This window comes from Cognatiyoonia sediminum, from assembly GCF_900129845.1.
In the GTDB taxonomy this organism is placed as follows: domain Bacteria; phylum Pseudomonadota; class Alphaproteobacteria; order Rhodobacterales; family Rhodobacteraceae; genus Cognatiyoonia; species Cognatiyoonia sediminum.
This window is the reverse complement of the sequence record NZ_FQXB01000001.1, coordinates 406,969-421,611: the sequence shown is the minus strand read 5'-3', so window position 1 is coordinate 421,611 and position 14,643 is coordinate 406,969. Positions and strand designations below refer to the sequence as shown.

The following is a 14,643-nucleotide window of genomic DNA, read 5'->3' as shown; positions in this document are numbered from 1 at the left end:
AGATTACCGATACTTGTATGAGTATGGTCGACGACACCCGCGCGAAACGAAACGTTGTCATTCTGGTGATGGCGCAAGCAATTTTGGGTTCGCAAATGCCGATGATCTTTGTGATCGGCGGGCTTGCTGGTGGCATGTTAGCATCGAATATTTGTTTCGCGACCTTGCCCATCTCGATCATTGTTTTTGGGTCTATGACGACCGCACCGTGGCTCTCGCCTTTGATGCAGAAACGAGGGCGTCAGTTTGGCTTTATGCTGGGCGCGCTTGCGGGGGCTGTTGGCGCCGCGATTGGAGCTTATGGCCTCTATGTGGGTTCGTTTTTCTGGCTGCTCGTAGGGTCTTATTTCACCGGCATCTATATGTCCGCGCAGGGCTTTTATCGGTTTGCAGCGACGGATACCGCGTCTGAAGATTTCCGACCCAAGGCGATCTCTTATGTGATGGCGGGCGGGTTACTCTCTGCGATCATCGGACCGCAGCTCAATAAGGTCGTGCAAGAGGCTTATGTTGTTCCGTTCTTGGGCACGTATCTGGCCGTTGTCGCGTTGAACCTTGTGGGGATGTTGCTGTTTCTTTTCCTTGATCTTCCGAAAGGTGGAGAGGTCGAAGAAGAAAAGGCGCAAGCGGTGCCGGGGCGCAGCCGGATGGAGCTGCTGCGCGATCCGCGTATCCTTGTGGCGATCATCTGCGGGATGGTGGCTTATTCGCTGATGAACCTTGTGATGACCTCCACGCCGCTGGCGGTTGTGGGCTGTGGGTTCACCACCAACAATGCAAATGACGTTGTCTCCGCCCATGTTCTCGCGATGTTTGCGCCGTCTTTCTTCACCGGCCATTTGATCGCCCGCTACGGGGTTGAGAAAATCATGGGTGCGGGTATCGTAATCCTTGCCGGTGCTGGGTTGGTGGCCCTTTCTGGCGTGACGCTGACCAATTTCTTCCTCGCCTTGGTGCTGTTGGGCCTAGGATGGAACTTTGGCTTTATCGGCGCTACCACGTTGTTGTCGAGCGCACATTCTCCGAACGAACGTGGGTCCGTTCAGGGTATGAATGACATGATCGTCTTTGGCATGGTGACGATCGCGTCGCTGTCGTCTGGTGGGTTGATGAACTGCTCTGGCGGCGATCCAGTGGAAGGGTGGAATGCTGTGAACTATGCGATGGTGCCGTTCCTGATCCTTGCGGGTTGGTCGATTGTTTGGCTCGTCATGCGACAGCGTCGCGTGGCCTAAATGATCTAAGGCGAAAGACAAAAAAACCGCCTCAGGTTTCCCTGCGGCGGTTGTTTGTTTCGAAAACGAGGTCTGCTTTAAGACTTAGACCGTCTCAACGCACCTAATCCGCCAAGACCAGCGAGAAGCATAAGCCCCGCGGCCGGAACGGGTACGGGCGTTAAACCGGTCGTATCCGTACCCGCGGCGATTCCTATACCTGCAAGCGCATAGTCATTGTTGCCCCCGCGATCTTTTAGGTTGTCGCCCGTGAATGCGCCAAACTTCAGCATTTTAGCCGTGATGAAAAGCCCATCGTCCGTTGCGAGATAGCCGCCATAGGCCGTCAAGGCTGCATCAAACGTGAGCGGTGTTGCGTCGTCTAAGCTGACTGCCGCTTGTTCGAATTGTCCCGCAAATTGATTCTTGCCTCTGAAAAGGTCCAGAAAATACAAATCGGTGATTTTCACGGCGTGATCAAATTCAACCGTAATCCATTGGCCTTCAGAAATGGTCATTCCGCCAGCGCGAATTTCATCGTCGCCGATGCCGAGACCGTCTCTCTCACAAGCCAAAACGGTATCGTCACAAGATGACCCAACATTGGATTCGTTAAACTTGATCGTCCCCGATCCCGAAACTTTGTAGCCGACGCCGAGGATCGACCCTTCCCATGCATTGCTGGAAAGATCATTCAGCGTTTGCAAATCTGTGAAATCTAGGATCGCTGCATTGGCTGAGCCACCAATCACCACGGACGCCGCCAAAACCGGCAAAAACTTTTTAACCATTGGACCGCCTTTACGAACGCAAAAAGTGTGGCCTAATTTTCGCCTTAATTTCAACAAGAAAACGTCAAGCTTGGTTAAATTGGCGGAAATCAATCTCAATCTGTTTCGAGAATATCACTAGACTTAGTGTTGAGGACTTATTGTTCTCAAAACGCCGACAAAGTGGGAGGGATGAAAGCGTCCCGTTTTTGCGATTCCCCTAAATCAAAGAAACGAACAAAAACAAAGGCCCGCCATTGAGGCGAGCCTTCTCATCTCTCTAAGCGATCAGAACTTTAGTAAAATGGAGCGCTATGCCGACTTCGCATAACCGCCATTATAGTCGTCGCTTTTCCGGCGCACTTGCGAGTGTTCGACGATGCGGTCGCGGGCGATGCCGCGAAAATCTTCAATCGAAGAATGGCCGTGGCGTTCAAGATAATCGGCCAGATCGTCTTTGAGTTCCTGGATCAGCTTGACACCGACGCCGCCGCTGCCCTTTTCTTCCATCGCTGCGGTGCAGATTTGTAGGTTCCCTGCCCCGTGTACGATGAAGTTGAACGCTTCGCGGAAGCCTCTGATCCCGCCGATGCCGGAAATCGCACCGTCTGGATGGGCTTTGTTGATGTCGGAGACGCGTTGAAGGGCTTGCGGGAGGATCGCAAGCCCGCCCAATCCGCCGGAGGTGACGAGGCCATCGACCTCAACCTCGAATTTGAGGGTTTCGGGGTCCATCAAAGGCAGCGAGGGGAAGGTGTTGCAGATGGAGATACAGGCTGCTCCGGCGTCATAGGCCGCACCAGCCGCGTCTGCCACGGTGGAGGTTGCAGGTGTGAGTTTGACCCAGATCGGCACATCGACCGCTTTAGTCACGGCCCCCACAATGTCGCGAATTATCTCTTCGTCATTGGCAATATTGGCTCCCATATCCTTGCGATCCATGTGCGGGCAAGACATGTTGAGTTCGATGGCGTCGCAACCAACTGCCACGACCTCTTTGGCGAGTTTACACCAATTGTCGAGCTCTTCCTGACTGCCAGCGCCGGCCATGATCGAGGCGATGACCATGCGGTCGGGATATGTTTCTTTGATCTCCTTCAGATCTGGCAGCCAAATCTCCAGCGCCTGATCGGAAATCAATTCCCAGTTCCAAGAAGAATGAGAGACTGTGTCGGCCCGCTTCATCCGCGACACATACGGCTTTTCCTCGCTGGTCCGTTGGTAGATGGTTTTCGGTCCGGCGACGTTTTCAACCGGATGAAGGCCGATTGTTTTGGTCACAATTCCACCCCACCCGGCCTCGAACGCACGCAGGATTTTGCGTTTGCTTTCCGTGGGTGGCGCGGAGGCCAGAATAAAAGGATTGACGAAATCAAGACCCGTGAATTTGGTTGTAAGATCGACAGTCATGGCAAAAACCCTCCTTGGCTTACTCTTAGGAGGGAATTTTTTTACTAGTAAGTCAATAATTTTCTTTTTGGAGCGAGTTGCAAACGCGATTTGTGATCAAAAGTAGGACTTTTGGGCTGAAAAGCGAACGCAATGTTGGAGGCAACACGTGGATTAGTGCTAGAAATAGGACGCTTTCTTGCCGTTTAAGCCTATCGCCACCATCCGCGCATGGTCACATTGGCAAAGCGCAGACTGTCTTTTGCCGGTGACGGTTCAAGCGCTACTGACGCCACTAGGTTCGGGTCTTTGATGATCTGTTCCAGCGTGGGTTTTGCACGAAAGGCTGCGATCAAAGCTGGCGAAGCCGCCTTCGACACCGCGTGTTTCGTGGATCGGGCGCGTTTGAGGCATTCGGCGCCGCGCTCCGCCAATGTGCGGATCGCGATGGGGCGGCCGTCGACAAGGGGTTTGCGACCGGCTTGTTCCAGCGCAGGGATCGCGCGGAAGAGGTTGGCGAGGCCGGAGGCGTAGCCAACATAGCGGATGGTTTTGACGTCTGCGGCGCCGAGCGCTTGGGCTGCGACCTGCATCAGGTTGCTGGATGTGGCGTGGATGTAATCGTCTAAATGTGCTTCGTCCTCGAACGGGTCTGAATAGATGTCCCAGCGGCGGGCGGCTATCAGGGCGTCGAGGGTTTCGCAAGCTTCCTTGTCGAGGATTTTGGCGAGTTCATCGACGACTTCATGTTTGCGCACCGGCCCGCCCTGCCTGATTTCTTCGAGCGCATCGCGCCACCATTGCAGGCGCATTTCGGCAATCATGTGTTCTTGCGTCACCCAAGGGGCGCGGGTGACTTCGACGTTGAACGCATAAAGCGGAAAGAGGATTTTGCGCGCCTCAACAGGTGCGGCCATGGCGGCGCGAAACCGGTCGGTATCGCCGCGTTCGACGATGGCAGCGCAAGCCTCAAAACTCACAAAGGGGCCCTGTCGCGGATGAGTTTCCAATTGATCGCATCGACGAGCGCTTCGAAGGAGGCGTCAACGATGTTGGCACTGACGCCGACGGTGGACCAGCGGTTGCCCTGCCCGTCTTCGCTGTCGATGATAACGCGGGTCACCGCCTCTATCCCGCCGTTAGTGATGCGCACCTTATAGTCGACGAGTTTCAGATCCTCGATGTAGCTTTGGTACTTACCGAGGTCTTTGCTGAGCGCGCGGCCCAGCGCGTTGACGGGGCCTTGGTCTTTGCCATCTTCGCCGAGGCTGTCGGAGACGTTGAGCTTGCGTTGGCCATCCATTTTCACGGCGACCACGGCTTCCGACAGCGATACGGTTTCGTTCTTTTTGTTTTTGCGGCGTTCAACGGTGACACGGTAGCGTTTGACCTCAAAGAACTTGGGGAGTTGGCCAAGTTCCTTGCGCGCGAGCAGTTCAAAGGAAGCTTGGGCGGTGTCGTAGGAATAGCCCTCTGCCTCTTTCGCTTTGATCCGGTCGAGAATGCGCGCCAGAGCCGGATCACCCTTTTCGACTGCAAGGCCCGCTTTGGCGAGACGTTCGCGCAGGTTCGATTGACCCGCTTGGTTCGACATGGGCACGATACGCGTGTTGCCGACAGCCGCGGGATCGACGTGTTCATAGGTCGTCGGGTTTTTCAGGATCGCGCTGGCGTGCAGACCGGCCTTGTGGGCGAAGGCAGAAGCGCCGACAAACGCGGCTTGTTTCGCGGGCACGCGGTTGAGGATGTCATCCAACATGCGGGATGCGGGCAGCAGGCGTTTGAGGGCCGCGTCAGAGACGCCGGTTTCGAACTGGCTGGCGAAGGGTTCTTTCAGCTTCAAAATCGGGATCAGCGTGGTGAGGTTTGCGTTGCCGCAGCGTTCGCCCAAGCCATTGAGCGTGCCTTGGATTTGGCGTGCACCCGCGAGGACAGCGGCGAGCGTGTTGGCCACGGCATTTTCCGTATCGTTGTGGGTGTGGATGCCTAAGCGGTCGCCGGGGATGCCGCTGTTGATGACGGCGGTGACGATCTCGGTCACCTCATGGGGCATTGTGCCGCCGTTGGTGTCGCAGAGCACGATCCAGCGGCAGCCGGCTTCGTAAGCTGTGTGGATGGCTTCGAGGGCGTAGTCTGGATTATCTTTGTAGCCGTCAAAGAAATGTTCGGCGTCAAAGATCGCTTCGCGCCCTTGCGCCACCAGATGCGCAAAGGAGGAGCGGAGGTTTTCTGAGTTTTCAGCCAAGGTGATGCCGAGCGCGTCGGTGACGTGGAAGGCAGAGGATTTGCCCACAAGGCAGACCGCGGGGGTGCCTGCGTTCATCACGGCGGCGAGGACGTCGTCGTTTTCGGTGGAGCGCCCGCTGCGTTTGGTCATGCCGAAAGCGGTCATGGTGGCGCGGGTTTTGGGGGCTGCGTTGAAGAAGTCGCTGTCGGTGGGGTTGGCGCCGGGCCAGCCGCCTTCGATATGGTCGAGGCCGAGGTCGTCAAGGAGCGTCGATATTTGGATCTTCTCATCCGTGGAGAACTGCACGCCCTGGGTTTGCTGCCCATCGCGGAGGGTCGTGTCATAGAGGTAGAGGCGGCCTTTGGTCATTGGAGGGCCTCTTTCGTAACGTGACAGGCATCAAGCAGAACCAACCGGATCGCTTGCGATCCGGATCGCACCCGACCCGCCCCCAGGGCGGGGGCGATACCCCGACCCTCGTGCCGGGCGTGATCCTGAGTTTCAAAGAGGGTCATAGGAGGCCCTCGAGTTTGGAGGGGTCGAAGCCAGCGGACGGAACAAGCGTGATGCCTGCTTTACTCATTTGCACTTCAACTCCCGCTTCGATCAATGCAGACTTCATCGCATCGACAGGAGCGAAGTCCTTGCTTTCCATGGCTGACGCGCGAAGCTCTGATAATCTTCCCTCATATACGGAAAGGTCGACGTCAGCAGTTTTCGCCCAGTCAGGCACATAACCAAGACCCAACAGTGTCAGGGCTGCGCCGAGACTTGCGGCGTCACCGGACGAGGCCATCTTGTGTACCTCAGCGAGTGCCCCTGCTGTGTTAAGGTCGTTAGAAATTGCTTCAAGAACTTCGGTCGGTACAGCGTGATCCGCTTCAAAATCCGCAAGGGCATACCACTTTCGAAGCGTCTTCTCAGCCTCCTCCCGTTTCTTCTCCGTCCAGTCCATCGGCTTGCCGTAGTGCGTGGATAGGAAGACAAAGCGGATCACTTCCCCATGCACATCCTGCTCCAACAAATCGCGAACCGTAAAGAAGTTGCCAAGTGACTTAGACATCTTCTTGCCCTCAACCTGCAGCATATCGTTGTGCAGCCAGATCTTGGCGAAGTCACTGTCGGGATGGGCGCAGCGAGACTGCGCAATCTCATTCTCGTGATGTGGAAATTGCAGATCGTTGCCACCGCCGTGAATGTCGAAGGTTTCTCCCAACAGCTCTTTTGACATGGCAGAGCATTCGATGTGCCATCCTGGGCGGCCCCGGCCCCATGGGCTATCCCAGCCGGGGGTTTCGGCGTCGGAGGGCTTCCAGAGGACAAAATCCATCGGGTCGCGTTTGTAGGGCGCGACCTCGACACGGGCTCCGGCGATCATGTCTTCGACGGAACGACCAGAGAGTGAACCATATTCTGGGTCGGTCGCCACGGCAAAGAGCACATGGCCTTGGGCTTCGTAGGCATGGCCCTTTTTGATCAAACCTTCGATCATTTCGATCATCTGGTCGATGTATTCGGTCGCGCGCGGCTCATGTGTGGGCCGTAGAGCGCCCAGTGCGTCCATGTCGGCATGATACCAGGCAATCGTCTCATCGGTAATGTCGCGGATCGGGCGGCCTGTTTCGGCGGCTTTGGCGTTAATCTTGTCATCAACGTCGGTGAAGTTGCGCACATAGGTGACGTGATCCTCTCCATAGAAATGACGGAATAGCCGAAAGAGGACGTCGAACATCATCACATTGCGCGCGTTCCCGAGATGCGCGCGGTCGTAAACCGTTGGCCCGCAGAGATACATACGAACGTTGCTTGGATCGATCGGTTCAAAGACCTCCTTGCGGCGGGTCTTGGTATTATGCAGTTTAATATCGGTCATGTCTCTCACACGCGGCGTTTCCCAGCGGGCTTAGCGAGTTCAGCGATTGGATGAAACGTGAAAAAGCCGCCCGCGACGAAGTCAACAGGTAAAAATGCTGCAAAAAATGGTGCACGTCTTTCTCATGAGAAATCGGTTAGCAGAGGACAGTGACCCTGTCTAGCGAGTAGGCTTCGGTGGATGTTGGCAGGCCAAAAATTATGCAGGATCGAAATACACTTGAACATCAACAGATGAGCCCTGCGATCATCTTGGACCAATCTTCTACCGTTTCTTCTACAGGCAAATCCACAGCATCTTTCGTAACACAATACCCTTCAAGGACTGGCAACATCGCTGCGGCTGCGCGCCTAATTTTCTCAGGGTCCACTTGTGGTGCAGCGACATTTGAGAGTAACTTGCGATAGAACTCAGCGAGGCGCCTATAATAAGTGTTCAACGCGTTCCGCATTTCCTCGGAATGGCTAGAGGCGGCCCAGATTTCTTTATAGATCGTCGCACAACGATCAAAATCTTGATCGTTTAAGACCGTCTTAAATACAAATCCTAGAGCTTCGGCGACATTTTCCGACGTACGTTCAGGAAGGTTTCTCAATCGCTCTTCATAAGGCGTAAGAAACCTATTCAAAAGCGCCAGCAAAACGTCTTCACGCGTTGGGAAGTGATATTGCAAATTGCCCAAACTGATCCCAGTTGAGGTCGCAATTGATCTCATCGTTAACCCTGCGCTTCCAACTTCTAAAAGCAAGCCTTCGGTCGCGTCGAGAATATGCCCGCGGCGGATTTCTGCCCTCATACCATATTTCTCATAAATTGATCGCTTAAATTTACAGTAGTGATCTTGATCAAATAGGTCAATCGACCTAATTGCAAGATCACAAAATAGGTCAAATGACCCAATCTAGAGGAAGTTTTTATGCGAGCTCTTCAAAACATTAATCATAAACTGTCGCTTATACGCGGCGCTCCTGAACCCGTTCGTCAAGAAGGCGAGGTCAAGGTCCAAATCCATTACGCTTCCTTGAACCCCACTGATGCCGATATTGCCCGAGGGGATCTCGACTTGTTCATTAAGCTTGCGCGAGCACGATCGAGCGTGCGCACCGGATTAGAGTTTTCCGGTACGGTAGCTGAGGGTAGCGCGAAATTTCCGACAGGCACAAAGGTTTTCGGGTACACGCATCTAATGAAGGGCCCAAAGACCCACCAGGATGTTGTCAGTATTCCTGAATCATTCATCGCAAAAATGCCCAAAAACTTAAGTTTTTCGCAAGCAGCTGCATTTCCACTTGGAGCGCAAACAAGCCTTGTGGCTCTACGGGATATTGCTCAACTGAAACGAGGACAATCTGTTCTAATCCTCGGAGCCAGCGGGGGATTGGGCGTATATGCAACCCAACTTGCACGCCATATGCAACTTGCTATCACCGGTGTTTCTGGTCCAGATGGTTTGAACCTTATGAAAGAACTGGGTGCGGACGAAGTAGTAAACTACCGAAGAACCTCCATCGACCAGATGATCAATCAGTTCGACGTGGTTCTGGAACTGTCTAACCAGTACATGTTTCGCGATGTCCGCCATCTCTTGAAACCCCATGGTACTTTTGTCCCCACCAATCCTCAGAAAAATCTTCTCGCCATCGCAGGAAATAAGTTTCGCAGGCAAAAGGTCGGCTACTTGTTTGTGGACCGTGGGGACAGCACTCTACTTACGGAGCTGGCAGGACAGATCGCACAAGGTGTACTCAGTGTCGGACCAGTTCGCGAATTCGACTTCGAGGACTTCGAACAAGCTTTCGCTTCATTGCAGCAACCTGGACAACTTGGGAGAACCGTTATGCGACTTCGATAATAGAGCAGACAGGTTTCGCTATCGTCATCAGGAATACCCATTTAAATGACTGGCTTTAAGTTTAGGTTGAGCACCTCTCCACTGCCAAGAGCCACTTTTTTGCGGGATAGACTTATTGACTGCGGGTAACTGATTTGTATGCAACAGCTGTCATCTGTTTGGATGAAGCGAACGACCGTTTTGAGTCCCTTCTGGAATTGTAAATTTTGGCAAGCTGGAATTACTTAAACTCAAAATATTATCGCTAAACTTCTGAGTTATTTTTACCGTTCCAGATACTGAGCGCGAACAAAGCAATACCCGCAATCATGAAGGGGAGATTAATCACACTGCCGGGCGCGGTCTCTACTGTTTCGATTGCCTTATTCGCGCCGACCCAAAGTCGCATTGCGTATTCAAGCGCAAACAGTAGGTAGAGAAAAGGGATCAGTGCTCGATACCGGATTGCTGCAAGTAAATAGATCAGGCCGATTATCAGCTGTGACACCCCCCACAACCCGAAAATCCCAACCACCGTATCAGCAGCGTTGTTTGAATAGGTATCTAGCGGGATCGAGGCTATGCTTTGGGCTCCGCCATCATCTGCAAATAGATGATGCTGGCTGCGCCAAAGGGTCAGCGCCGTCAGCGCATAAAAGACGTAGAGCGCGACGTTCTGACCGGGAAACTGATTATCAAACGAAGCTGGAAAAACACGATTTAGCATTGGATAAAGCTCCTAGTCGTATAACAACCACTTGCAGGAAAATCCTGTAAGGCTGCTTTCAAAATCGATCCGATTGCAATCCGCCTACTATTCGCGTTCAACTAGGACAAGCGCAAACAGCACTGTCTGAAAAACTTGCAAGAGTCGTCTTTAAAGCAAGCGGCATAAACTAATCCAGAATAAATCTGTCGCTAAATAGAAGAAGCAGCGGTACATTTGGGTCCAAGTGTTTATCGGCAGGATAGCGATCTTTCATGGTTGGAGCGGTTATGGTCAAAAGAATTAACAACGTCAAATTTTAGCAACCTTCGCATGCGTCAAAACTCTGCACTTCTCATTCCCTAAGTTAGAATAGAAGCTATGAGTTCTTGATGAAATAATGTCGAGGCTGGCGAAAAGAAGATTGCAATCAGACACGCGACCTATATGAAATCACACACCCAGCCATCTCCGTGAAAGCAGCCATCACCTGCTGTTTATGATAACCTATCCTAGGGGAACACCCTACATAGTTTTCTATAGTTAGTACGGTCAGACTTGTGTATTCGACGTTTTTATCCCAGCAAAAGCAGCTAGGGCTGCCACAAAGAGTTCAATTATCAATACCCAGACATACGTGGCCGCTGGAACACCATCGACGCTGATCGCCCAGATACGGGCCAAGCCGAAACCTGCGAAAACGATTGCTGCGGCCATAAGTGATGGCAAGATCAAGTTTCTTTGTACCAGACCCAAACTGATGAAAACCGCTGCAGCGACCAAACCTCCGCCAAACGCTCGTATGTCGTTGAGAAGGTTCACATCGTCAGGCAGCGTAACCTCACTGAGCCCATAAAAAGTTGCAGGCGCGAAAAGGATGGCTGCACCGATACCCATTGCGATCAGCCCAGACAGCGCAAGCGTGCCCTTTTGCAAGAAAGTTAAATTCATAGCTTAGTCTCCTTGGTTTCTTTCAGTTGGAATGAGGCGAAGCAGTGGTGTGACCAGATCCGGATCGCATCAGGATCTAAGAAGTCACCACTATTTACACCCAGAATTTTCAAGAGAAGGCGCACGGGCAAATGCATCGGGCCCGGAAATTTCTCGAAGTCAAGCGCGCCAGCAAACTGGCCGATGCAGACCGGTGTTACATTTCTATTTTGTGCTGCGATCCGTTCGGCATAGCGCCGGCCTTGTGCGTTGCCACTAGGCACAGACAGTGCCATACAAGTAAAAAAATATGCGACTGGACGGGTTGCTAGCGCCAGTTCGTGGGCTTCAACATATGCATTGGCGCAGCGAAGGCATCTGTCGTAGCGAATGGGGCTGCCAATTACGACGGCATCGTAACGATTAGGGTTCGCCGCGGCGTCGATGTGCAAAACATCGACATCTGTGACGAAGTCCTTGAAACCCTCAGCGATCAGACCGGCCACAGAGGCCGTGGAACCATGACCAATGGCGTAGGTTACCAGCACTCTTTGGTTCGCCATTTTGAGCTCCATTTTGGTAGTGCCTGTTAGTGGGGCACGACTTGCAGATAGCCCAACTGCATCGATCTATAAATTACACATCATCCAGTATTCTGTACCATTCGTCCAAACTCTGGAGACGGGCGAGATAATTTGCGCTATTCACTATGCATGACCCATCCAACAACGTCCCCGCCACAGGCCCTAGATCCACTCAGTGAAACGCTGCATGCCATGCATATGAGGGGCACACTTTATTGTCGCGCAGAACTCCGCGCGCCCTGGGGGATAGAAATTCCCAACCTCGGCGGACTGATGGGTTTTATGGTGGTGACGTCGGGGCGAATATGGTTCGAAATGGAGGGAACCGACGGGCGCTGGCTAGAAACTGGCAGCCTAACACTTGTACCGCATGGGCTGCCACATCAGTTGCGCAGCGCAACAGACACTCGGGTCGTACCACTCCACAACCTGCCCGTCACTCAAATTACGGATCACTATGAGATTTTACAGTATGGCCAGGTTGGAGACCTGACTCGTGTTACTTATGGCGTTGTGCGCTTTGATAATCAAATTGCCCAACGCCTCATTGCGCAACTCCCAAATGCAATTTTCCACCATCGTTGGGATCAAGAAACAGATGGTTGGATGGACAGCACCATGCGTTACGTATCCCGCGAGGCAGCAAGTTTGCGGCCGGGTGGCGAGACTGTACTTACTCGCCTGGCGGATATTCTAGTTATTCAAGCAATCCGTGCGTGGCTCGACACTGCACCTGATGCGCGTAAAGGTTGGCTAGCGGCCATGCGCGACCAAAAGATTGGGCGCGCTCTAGCCTATATTCATCAACAGCCCGAACTTCGATGGTCGGTATCAACATTGGCCGAAAAGGCAGCACTTTCGCGCTCAGCTTTCTCTGCCCGCTTCACTGAAATGGTTGGGCAAAGCGCTATGACTTATCTGACTAAATGGCGCTTGTCCTTGGCGATATCTTTACTGGATGAAACTGATTTATCCCTTGGGGAAATTGCCATGCGGGTTGGCTATGGATCAGAACCAGCGTTTGGCCGCGCTTTCAAAAGGAACTTTGGTGTCCCTCCAGGTTACCGCAGAAGAAATTGAAGTGAACACCCTGCGGATTGAGTATCTTGGAACACTATTTAAGCAATGTGGAACAGACCCGGCAGTTGGTCGAACAAATTCGGTAATTCTCTATAGTGCGTTAATTGGAATGGAGGCTTTGACACACGCCGGATTAGCAGACCTGCGAACAGACTTAGGTAGTCTCCTTGAAACCCTTTTAGTTGCTTCATGATCATTCGCGTTCATAAATGCTTGTTGCTTAAGCCGCGAACGGCGTAAAGGTGCTGAGAACGGACGCTCACAACTTATGCTTATAGCCTTACTCATCTTGCAACACCGCAATTCGATACAGACGTACAGGCACTAATCACAACTCATCTCCACGAGCTTACGGATGGTGTTAAAATTTCGAGCTGTATAAGTCGTACTTGTGACAACGCGATGAAAGTTTTCCGCAAGTTTCGAGCGACCGAAACCGTCGGGAGCATAGAGCCAGACGGTGTGGCCTTGAACAATGACTTTTTCTGTTGTGGCAAACTGCGCGATTACATCTTCATCGACATCGGGCGCATCAAGACAGAAGAAACCGTGGACGGTGTTGCCAGCTCCGTTTGGGAAGGGGCAATGGGCCAAGCGGTTGGCGAGATCATGGGCACTGAGGACGAGGACGGGCACGTCGAGGGGCAAGTTTTGGTGGAGCTTGGAAGCCAAAGCCTCTGCCGCGCCGTCGGCTTCGAACACCACATTTCCGCTGGCGATATAGGTGCGGATGTTTTGCCAGCCGATGCCTTCACATATGGCGCGCAGGTCCGCCATCGGCAGTTTATTCCCCCCGCCGACATTGATCCCGCGCAAAAGGGCGATCCATGTGGTATTCATGGTCATAGTATATCACAAATCCGGTCCACGGTCATTTAAAGTAGGGATAATCGGCATTCTTGAGCTCGCATTTGTTTCCGTCAGGATCCTGAAACGTGCCAACCTGCCCCCAATCAAACGATTTGATTTCAACCTCGACACCCTTGTCCCTCTAATTGTTTGCGGCCGCGGCTACGTCTTCGACGTTAAATCGCAACACCGTCGGATTTTGAGCGTTGGTCTTTAGGCAAAGTGAGGCAACCCCACCGGTTTCGATCATCAGATAGCCGTCTCCGAACCTAAGACAGCACAGATGCCCTTTGTCGAACCAGACGGATAGACCAAGCGTATCGCGGTAGAATGATAGGCAGGCATCGTAGTTTTCTGTGCCGAGGATGATTCCAAAGGTATTGGTGGTGTTTACGAGCATTTGGCTTATCCTTTATGGCAGACCATTCGGAGGCGACATGACACGACAGCTGATCGACCAAATCTGCGCTAAGATGGCGGGGGCTATAGCCTCTGCCCCCACGACGGAGCTTGATAGCTGGAAGGTCGGAGGCAAGATGTTTGCGTGTTTTGGAGATCGGATTGATGGGGTTTGTGTGAAGACTGACAGCGTTGAGACCGCGACGATGTTGATCGATGCGGGGGCTGCGGTGAAGGCGCCCTATTTCCACAAGAGCTGGGTCTTGGTCGGGTTTGATGCGCCGGAAGAAGAGCTTCGGCACCGCCTTCTGGTATCCTACGATATCATCGTGAAGGCGCTGCCTAAGAAGCTGCGCGAGACGCTTTAGCCGTATTCCACAACCTCTATCTCGATCCGGTCGTGATCGTAGAAATAGAACCGGCGCCCGGGTTCATAATCCGCGTGGAAATGTGGTTCGAATCCGTAGGCTTTGACCCGTTCCTCCACCGCATCAAGATCATCGACCACGACGCCTAGGTGGTTGAGGCCGCCGCGCGTGCCGTAGCTGGCGTCATCCTCGGTGACCTTTTGTTCGTTCGGTCCGGCGTAGAGGGCGAGATAGGTGTCCTCCTCTCCCACGTGCATGGAGTAGCCGTTGTCGATGGACGCGCCTTCCCAGCGCACGTGCCAGCCGAAGATCGCATTAAGCATCTGCGCGGTTTTGTGGGTGTCACTGACTGTGATGTTTACGTGTTCTAAGCGGCTCATTTTACTCTCCTTTTTCCGATCTGGAAGGATGTTACGTGGGGTG

17 protein-coding genes are annotated in these 14,643 nt (G+C 53.1%); 4 read left to right on the top strand and 13 right to left on the bottom strand.

The window, feature by feature from the left end:
• Nucleotides 1-17: 17 nt before the first annotated feature.
• Entirely contained in the window at nucleotides 18-1,235 is a 1,218-nt protein-coding gene (locus BUA85_RS02085) for an MFS transporter (protein ID WP_207548125.1), read from the top strand.
• A gap of 77 nt (nucleotides 1,236-1,312) precedes the next feature.
• Here BUA85_RS02085 and BUA85_RS02080 read toward each other — a convergent pair whose 3' ends face one another.
• The 7 genes from BUA85_RS02080 to BUA85_RS02055 all read right to left on the bottom strand — a co-directional run bounded on the left by BUA85_RS02080 (nucleotide 1,313) and on the right by BUA85_RS02055 (nucleotide 8,269).
• A complete protein-coding gene (locus BUA85_RS02080; RefSeq protein ID WP_072898909.1) occupies nucleotides 1,313-2,005 on the bottom strand; it encodes a VPLPA-CTERM sorting domain-containing protein in 693 nt (230 codons plus the stop codon).
• A gap of 291 nt (nucleotides 2,006-2,296) precedes the next feature.
• Complete coding sequence (locus BUA85_RS02075; protein ID WP_072898908.1) at nucleotides 2,297-3,394, bottom strand: tRNA-dihydrouridine synthase; 1,098 nt, start codon at nucleotides 3,392-3,394, stop codon at nucleotides 2,297-2,299.
• 191 nt (nucleotides 3,395-3,585) lie between these two features.
• Nucleotides 3,586-4,353, bottom strand: a complete 768-nt coding sequence (locus BUA85_RS02070) for a phytoene/squalene synthase family protein (protein WP_072898907.1) — start codon at nucleotides 4,351-4,353, stop codon at nucleotides 3,586-3,588.
• Nucleotides 4,350-5,969 carry a citramalate synthase gene (cimA, locus tag BUA85_RS02065; RefSeq protein ID WP_072898906.1) on the bottom strand — a complete coding sequence of 540 codons (1,620 nt, stop codon included), beginning with the start codon at nucleotides 5,967-5,969 and terminating at the stop codon, nucleotides 4,350-4,352. The genes BUA85_RS02070 and cimA overlap by 4 nt, the downstream gene beginning before the upstream one ends.
• Complete coding sequence (locus tag BUA85_RS16720) at nucleotides 5,966-6,115, bottom strand: hypothetical protein (protein WP_165611571.1); 150 nt, start codon at nucleotides 6,113-6,115, stop codon at nucleotides 5,966-5,968. Before BUA85_RS16720 ends, cimA begins: the two co-directional genes overlap by 4 nt.
• Nucleotides 6,112-7,473 carry a cysteine--tRNA ligase gene (gene cysS, locus BUA85_RS02060; RefSeq protein ID WP_072898905.1) on the bottom strand — a complete coding sequence of 454 codons (1,362 nt, stop codon included), beginning with the start codon at nucleotides 7,471-7,473 and terminating at the stop codon, nucleotides 6,112-6,114. The genes BUA85_RS16720 and cysS overlap by 4 nt, the downstream gene beginning before the upstream one ends.
• 226 nt (nucleotides 7,474-7,699) lie before the next feature.
• Nucleotides 7,700-8,269, bottom strand: coding sequence for a TetR/AcrR family transcriptional regulator (locus BUA85_RS02055; protein ID WP_072898904.1), 570 nt, complete (start codon nucleotides 8,267-8,269; stop codon nucleotides 7,700-7,702).
• A 120-nt stretch (nucleotides 8,270-8,389) separates the two neighbouring features.
• Here BUA85_RS02055 and BUA85_RS02050 point away from each other — a divergent pair, with 120 nt between their 5' ends.
• On the top strand, nucleotides 8,390-9,325 hold the full coding sequence (locus tag BUA85_RS02050) for an NAD(P)-dependent alcohol dehydrogenase (RefSeq protein WP_072898903.1): 936 nt from the start codon (nucleotides 8,390-8,392) through the stop codon (nucleotides 9,323-9,325).
• A 244-nt stretch (nucleotides 9,326-9,569) separates the two neighbouring features.
• Here BUA85_RS02050 and BUA85_RS02045 read toward each other — a convergent pair whose 3' ends face one another.
• The 3 genes from BUA85_RS02045 to BUA85_RS02035 all read right to left on the bottom strand — a co-directional run bounded on the left by BUA85_RS02045 (nucleotide 9,570) and on the right by BUA85_RS02035 (nucleotide 11,503).
• The gene (locus tag BUA85_RS02045; protein ID WP_072898902.1) at nucleotides 9,570-10,031 is read right to left on the bottom strand and encodes a hypothetical protein; all 462 of its coding nucleotides are present in this window, start codon (nucleotides 10,029-10,031) and stop codon (nucleotides 9,570-9,572) included.
• Between the two features lie 531 nt (nucleotides 10,032-10,562).
• The gene (locus tag BUA85_RS02040; RefSeq protein ID WP_072898901.1) at nucleotides 10,563-10,961 is read right to left on the bottom strand and encodes a DUF4345 domain-containing protein; all 399 of its coding nucleotides are present in this window, start codon (nucleotides 10,959-10,961) and stop codon (nucleotides 10,563-10,565) included.
• Nucleotides 10,958-11,503, bottom strand: a complete 546-nt coding sequence (locus BUA85_RS02035; RefSeq protein WP_165611570.1) for a flavodoxin domain-containing protein — start codon at nucleotides 11,501-11,503, stop codon at nucleotides 10,958-10,960. Before BUA85_RS02035 ends, BUA85_RS02040 begins: the two co-directional genes overlap by 4 nt.
• A gap of 150 nt (nucleotides 11,504-11,653) precedes the next feature.
• On the opposite strand from BUA85_RS02035, the gene BUA85_RS02030 reads away from it, so the two are divergent.
• Nucleotides 11,654-12,604 (top strand): AraC family transcriptional regulator, encoded by a 951-nt coding sequence (locus BUA85_RS02030; RefSeq protein WP_072898898.1) that lies wholly within the window; start codon nucleotides 11,654-11,656, stop codon nucleotides 12,602-12,604.
• A gap of 324 nt (nucleotides 12,605-12,928) precedes the next feature.
• On the opposite strand, the gene BUA85_RS02025 is transcribed toward BUA85_RS02030, so the two are convergent.
• Both BUA85_RS02025 and BUA85_RS02020 read right to left on the bottom strand, forming a co-directional pair.
• Nucleotides 12,929-13,450, bottom strand: a complete 522-nt coding sequence (locus BUA85_RS02025) for a DUF1697 domain-containing protein (RefSeq protein WP_083526161.1) — start codon at nucleotides 13,448-13,450, stop codon at nucleotides 12,929-12,931.
• A gap of 145 nt (nucleotides 13,451-13,595) precedes the next feature.
• Nucleotides 13,596-13,853 (bottom strand): VOC family protein, encoded by a 258-nt coding sequence (locus BUA85_RS02020; protein ID WP_242648975.1) that lies wholly within the window; start codon nucleotides 13,851-13,853, stop codon nucleotides 13,596-13,598.
• Between the two features lie 37 nt (nucleotides 13,854-13,890).
• Here BUA85_RS02020 and BUA85_RS02015 point away from each other — a divergent pair, with 37 nt between their 5' ends.
• Entirely contained in the window at nucleotides 13,891-14,220 is a 330-nt protein-coding gene (locus tag BUA85_RS02015) for an MmcQ/YjbR family DNA-binding protein (protein WP_072898896.1), read from the top strand.
• Here BUA85_RS02015 and BUA85_RS02010 read toward each other — a convergent pair.
• Nucleotides 14,217-14,600 (bottom strand): VOC family protein, encoded by a 384-nt coding sequence (locus BUA85_RS02010; protein ID WP_072898894.1) that lies wholly within the window; start codon nucleotides 14,598-14,600, stop codon nucleotides 14,217-14,219. The genes BUA85_RS02015 and BUA85_RS02010 overlap by 4 nt on opposite strands.
• Nucleotides 14,601-14,643 lie beyond the last annotated feature (43 nt).

Coding starts and splice junctions, on each gene's coding strand:
- BUA85_RS02085 (WP_207548125.1), top strand. CDS start 18: ATGAGTATGGTCGACGACACCCGCGCGAAACGAAACGTTGTCATTCTG.
- BUA85_RS02080 (WP_072898909.1), bottom strand. CDS start 2,005: ATGGTTAAAAAGTTTTTGCCGGTTTTGGCGGCGTCCGTGGTGATTGGT.
- BUA85_RS02075 (WP_072898908.1), bottom strand. CDS start 3,394: ATGACTGTCGATCTTACAACCAAATTCACGGGTCTTGATTTCGTCAAT.
- cimA (WP_072898906.1), bottom strand. CDS start 5,969: ATGACCAAAGGCCGCCTCTACCTCTATGACACGACCCTCCGCGATGGG.
- BUA85_RS16720 (WP_165611571.1), bottom strand. CDS start 6,115: ATGACCCTCTTTGAAACTCAGGATCACGCCCGGCACGAGGGTCGGGGT.
- cysS (WP_072898905.1), bottom strand. CDS start 7,473: ATGACCGATATTAAACTGCATAATACCAAGACCCGCCGCAAGGAGGTC.
- BUA85_RS02055 (WP_072898904.1), bottom strand. CDS start 8,269: ATGAGGGCAGAAATCCGCCGCGGGCATATTCTCGACGCGACCGAAGGC.
- BUA85_RS02050 (WP_072898903.1), top strand. CDS start 8,390: ATGCGAGCTCTTCAAAACATTAATCATAAACTGTCGCTTATACGCGGC.
- BUA85_RS02045 (WP_072898902.1), bottom strand. CDS start 10,031: ATGCTAAATCGTGTTTTTCCAGCTTCGTTTGATAATCAGTTTCCCGGT.
- BUA85_RS02040 (WP_072898901.1), bottom strand. CDS start 10,961: ATGAATTTAACTTTCTTGCAAAAGGGCACGCTTGCGCTGTCTGGGCTG.
- BUA85_RS02035 (WP_165611570.1), bottom strand. CDS start 11,503: ATGGCGAACCAAAGAGTGCTGGTAACCTACGCCATTGGTCATGGTTCC.
- BUA85_RS02030 (WP_072898898.1), top strand. CDS start 11,654: ATGACCCATCCAACAACGTCCCCGCCACAGGCCCTAGATCCACTCAGT.
- BUA85_RS02025 (WP_083526161.1), bottom strand. CDS start 13,450: ATGACCATGAATACCACATGGATCGCCCTTTTGCGCGGGATCAATGTC.
- BUA85_RS02020 (WP_242648975.1), bottom strand. CDS start 13,853: ATGCTCGTAAACACCACCAATACCTTTGGAATCATCCTCGGCACAGAA.
- BUA85_RS02015 (WP_072898896.1), top strand. CDS start 13,891: ATGACACGACAGCTGATCGACCAAATCTGCGCTAAGATGGCGGGGGCT.
- BUA85_RS02010 (WP_072898894.1), bottom strand. CDS start 14,600: ATGAGCCGCTTAGAACACGTAAACATCACAGTCAGTGACACCCACAAA.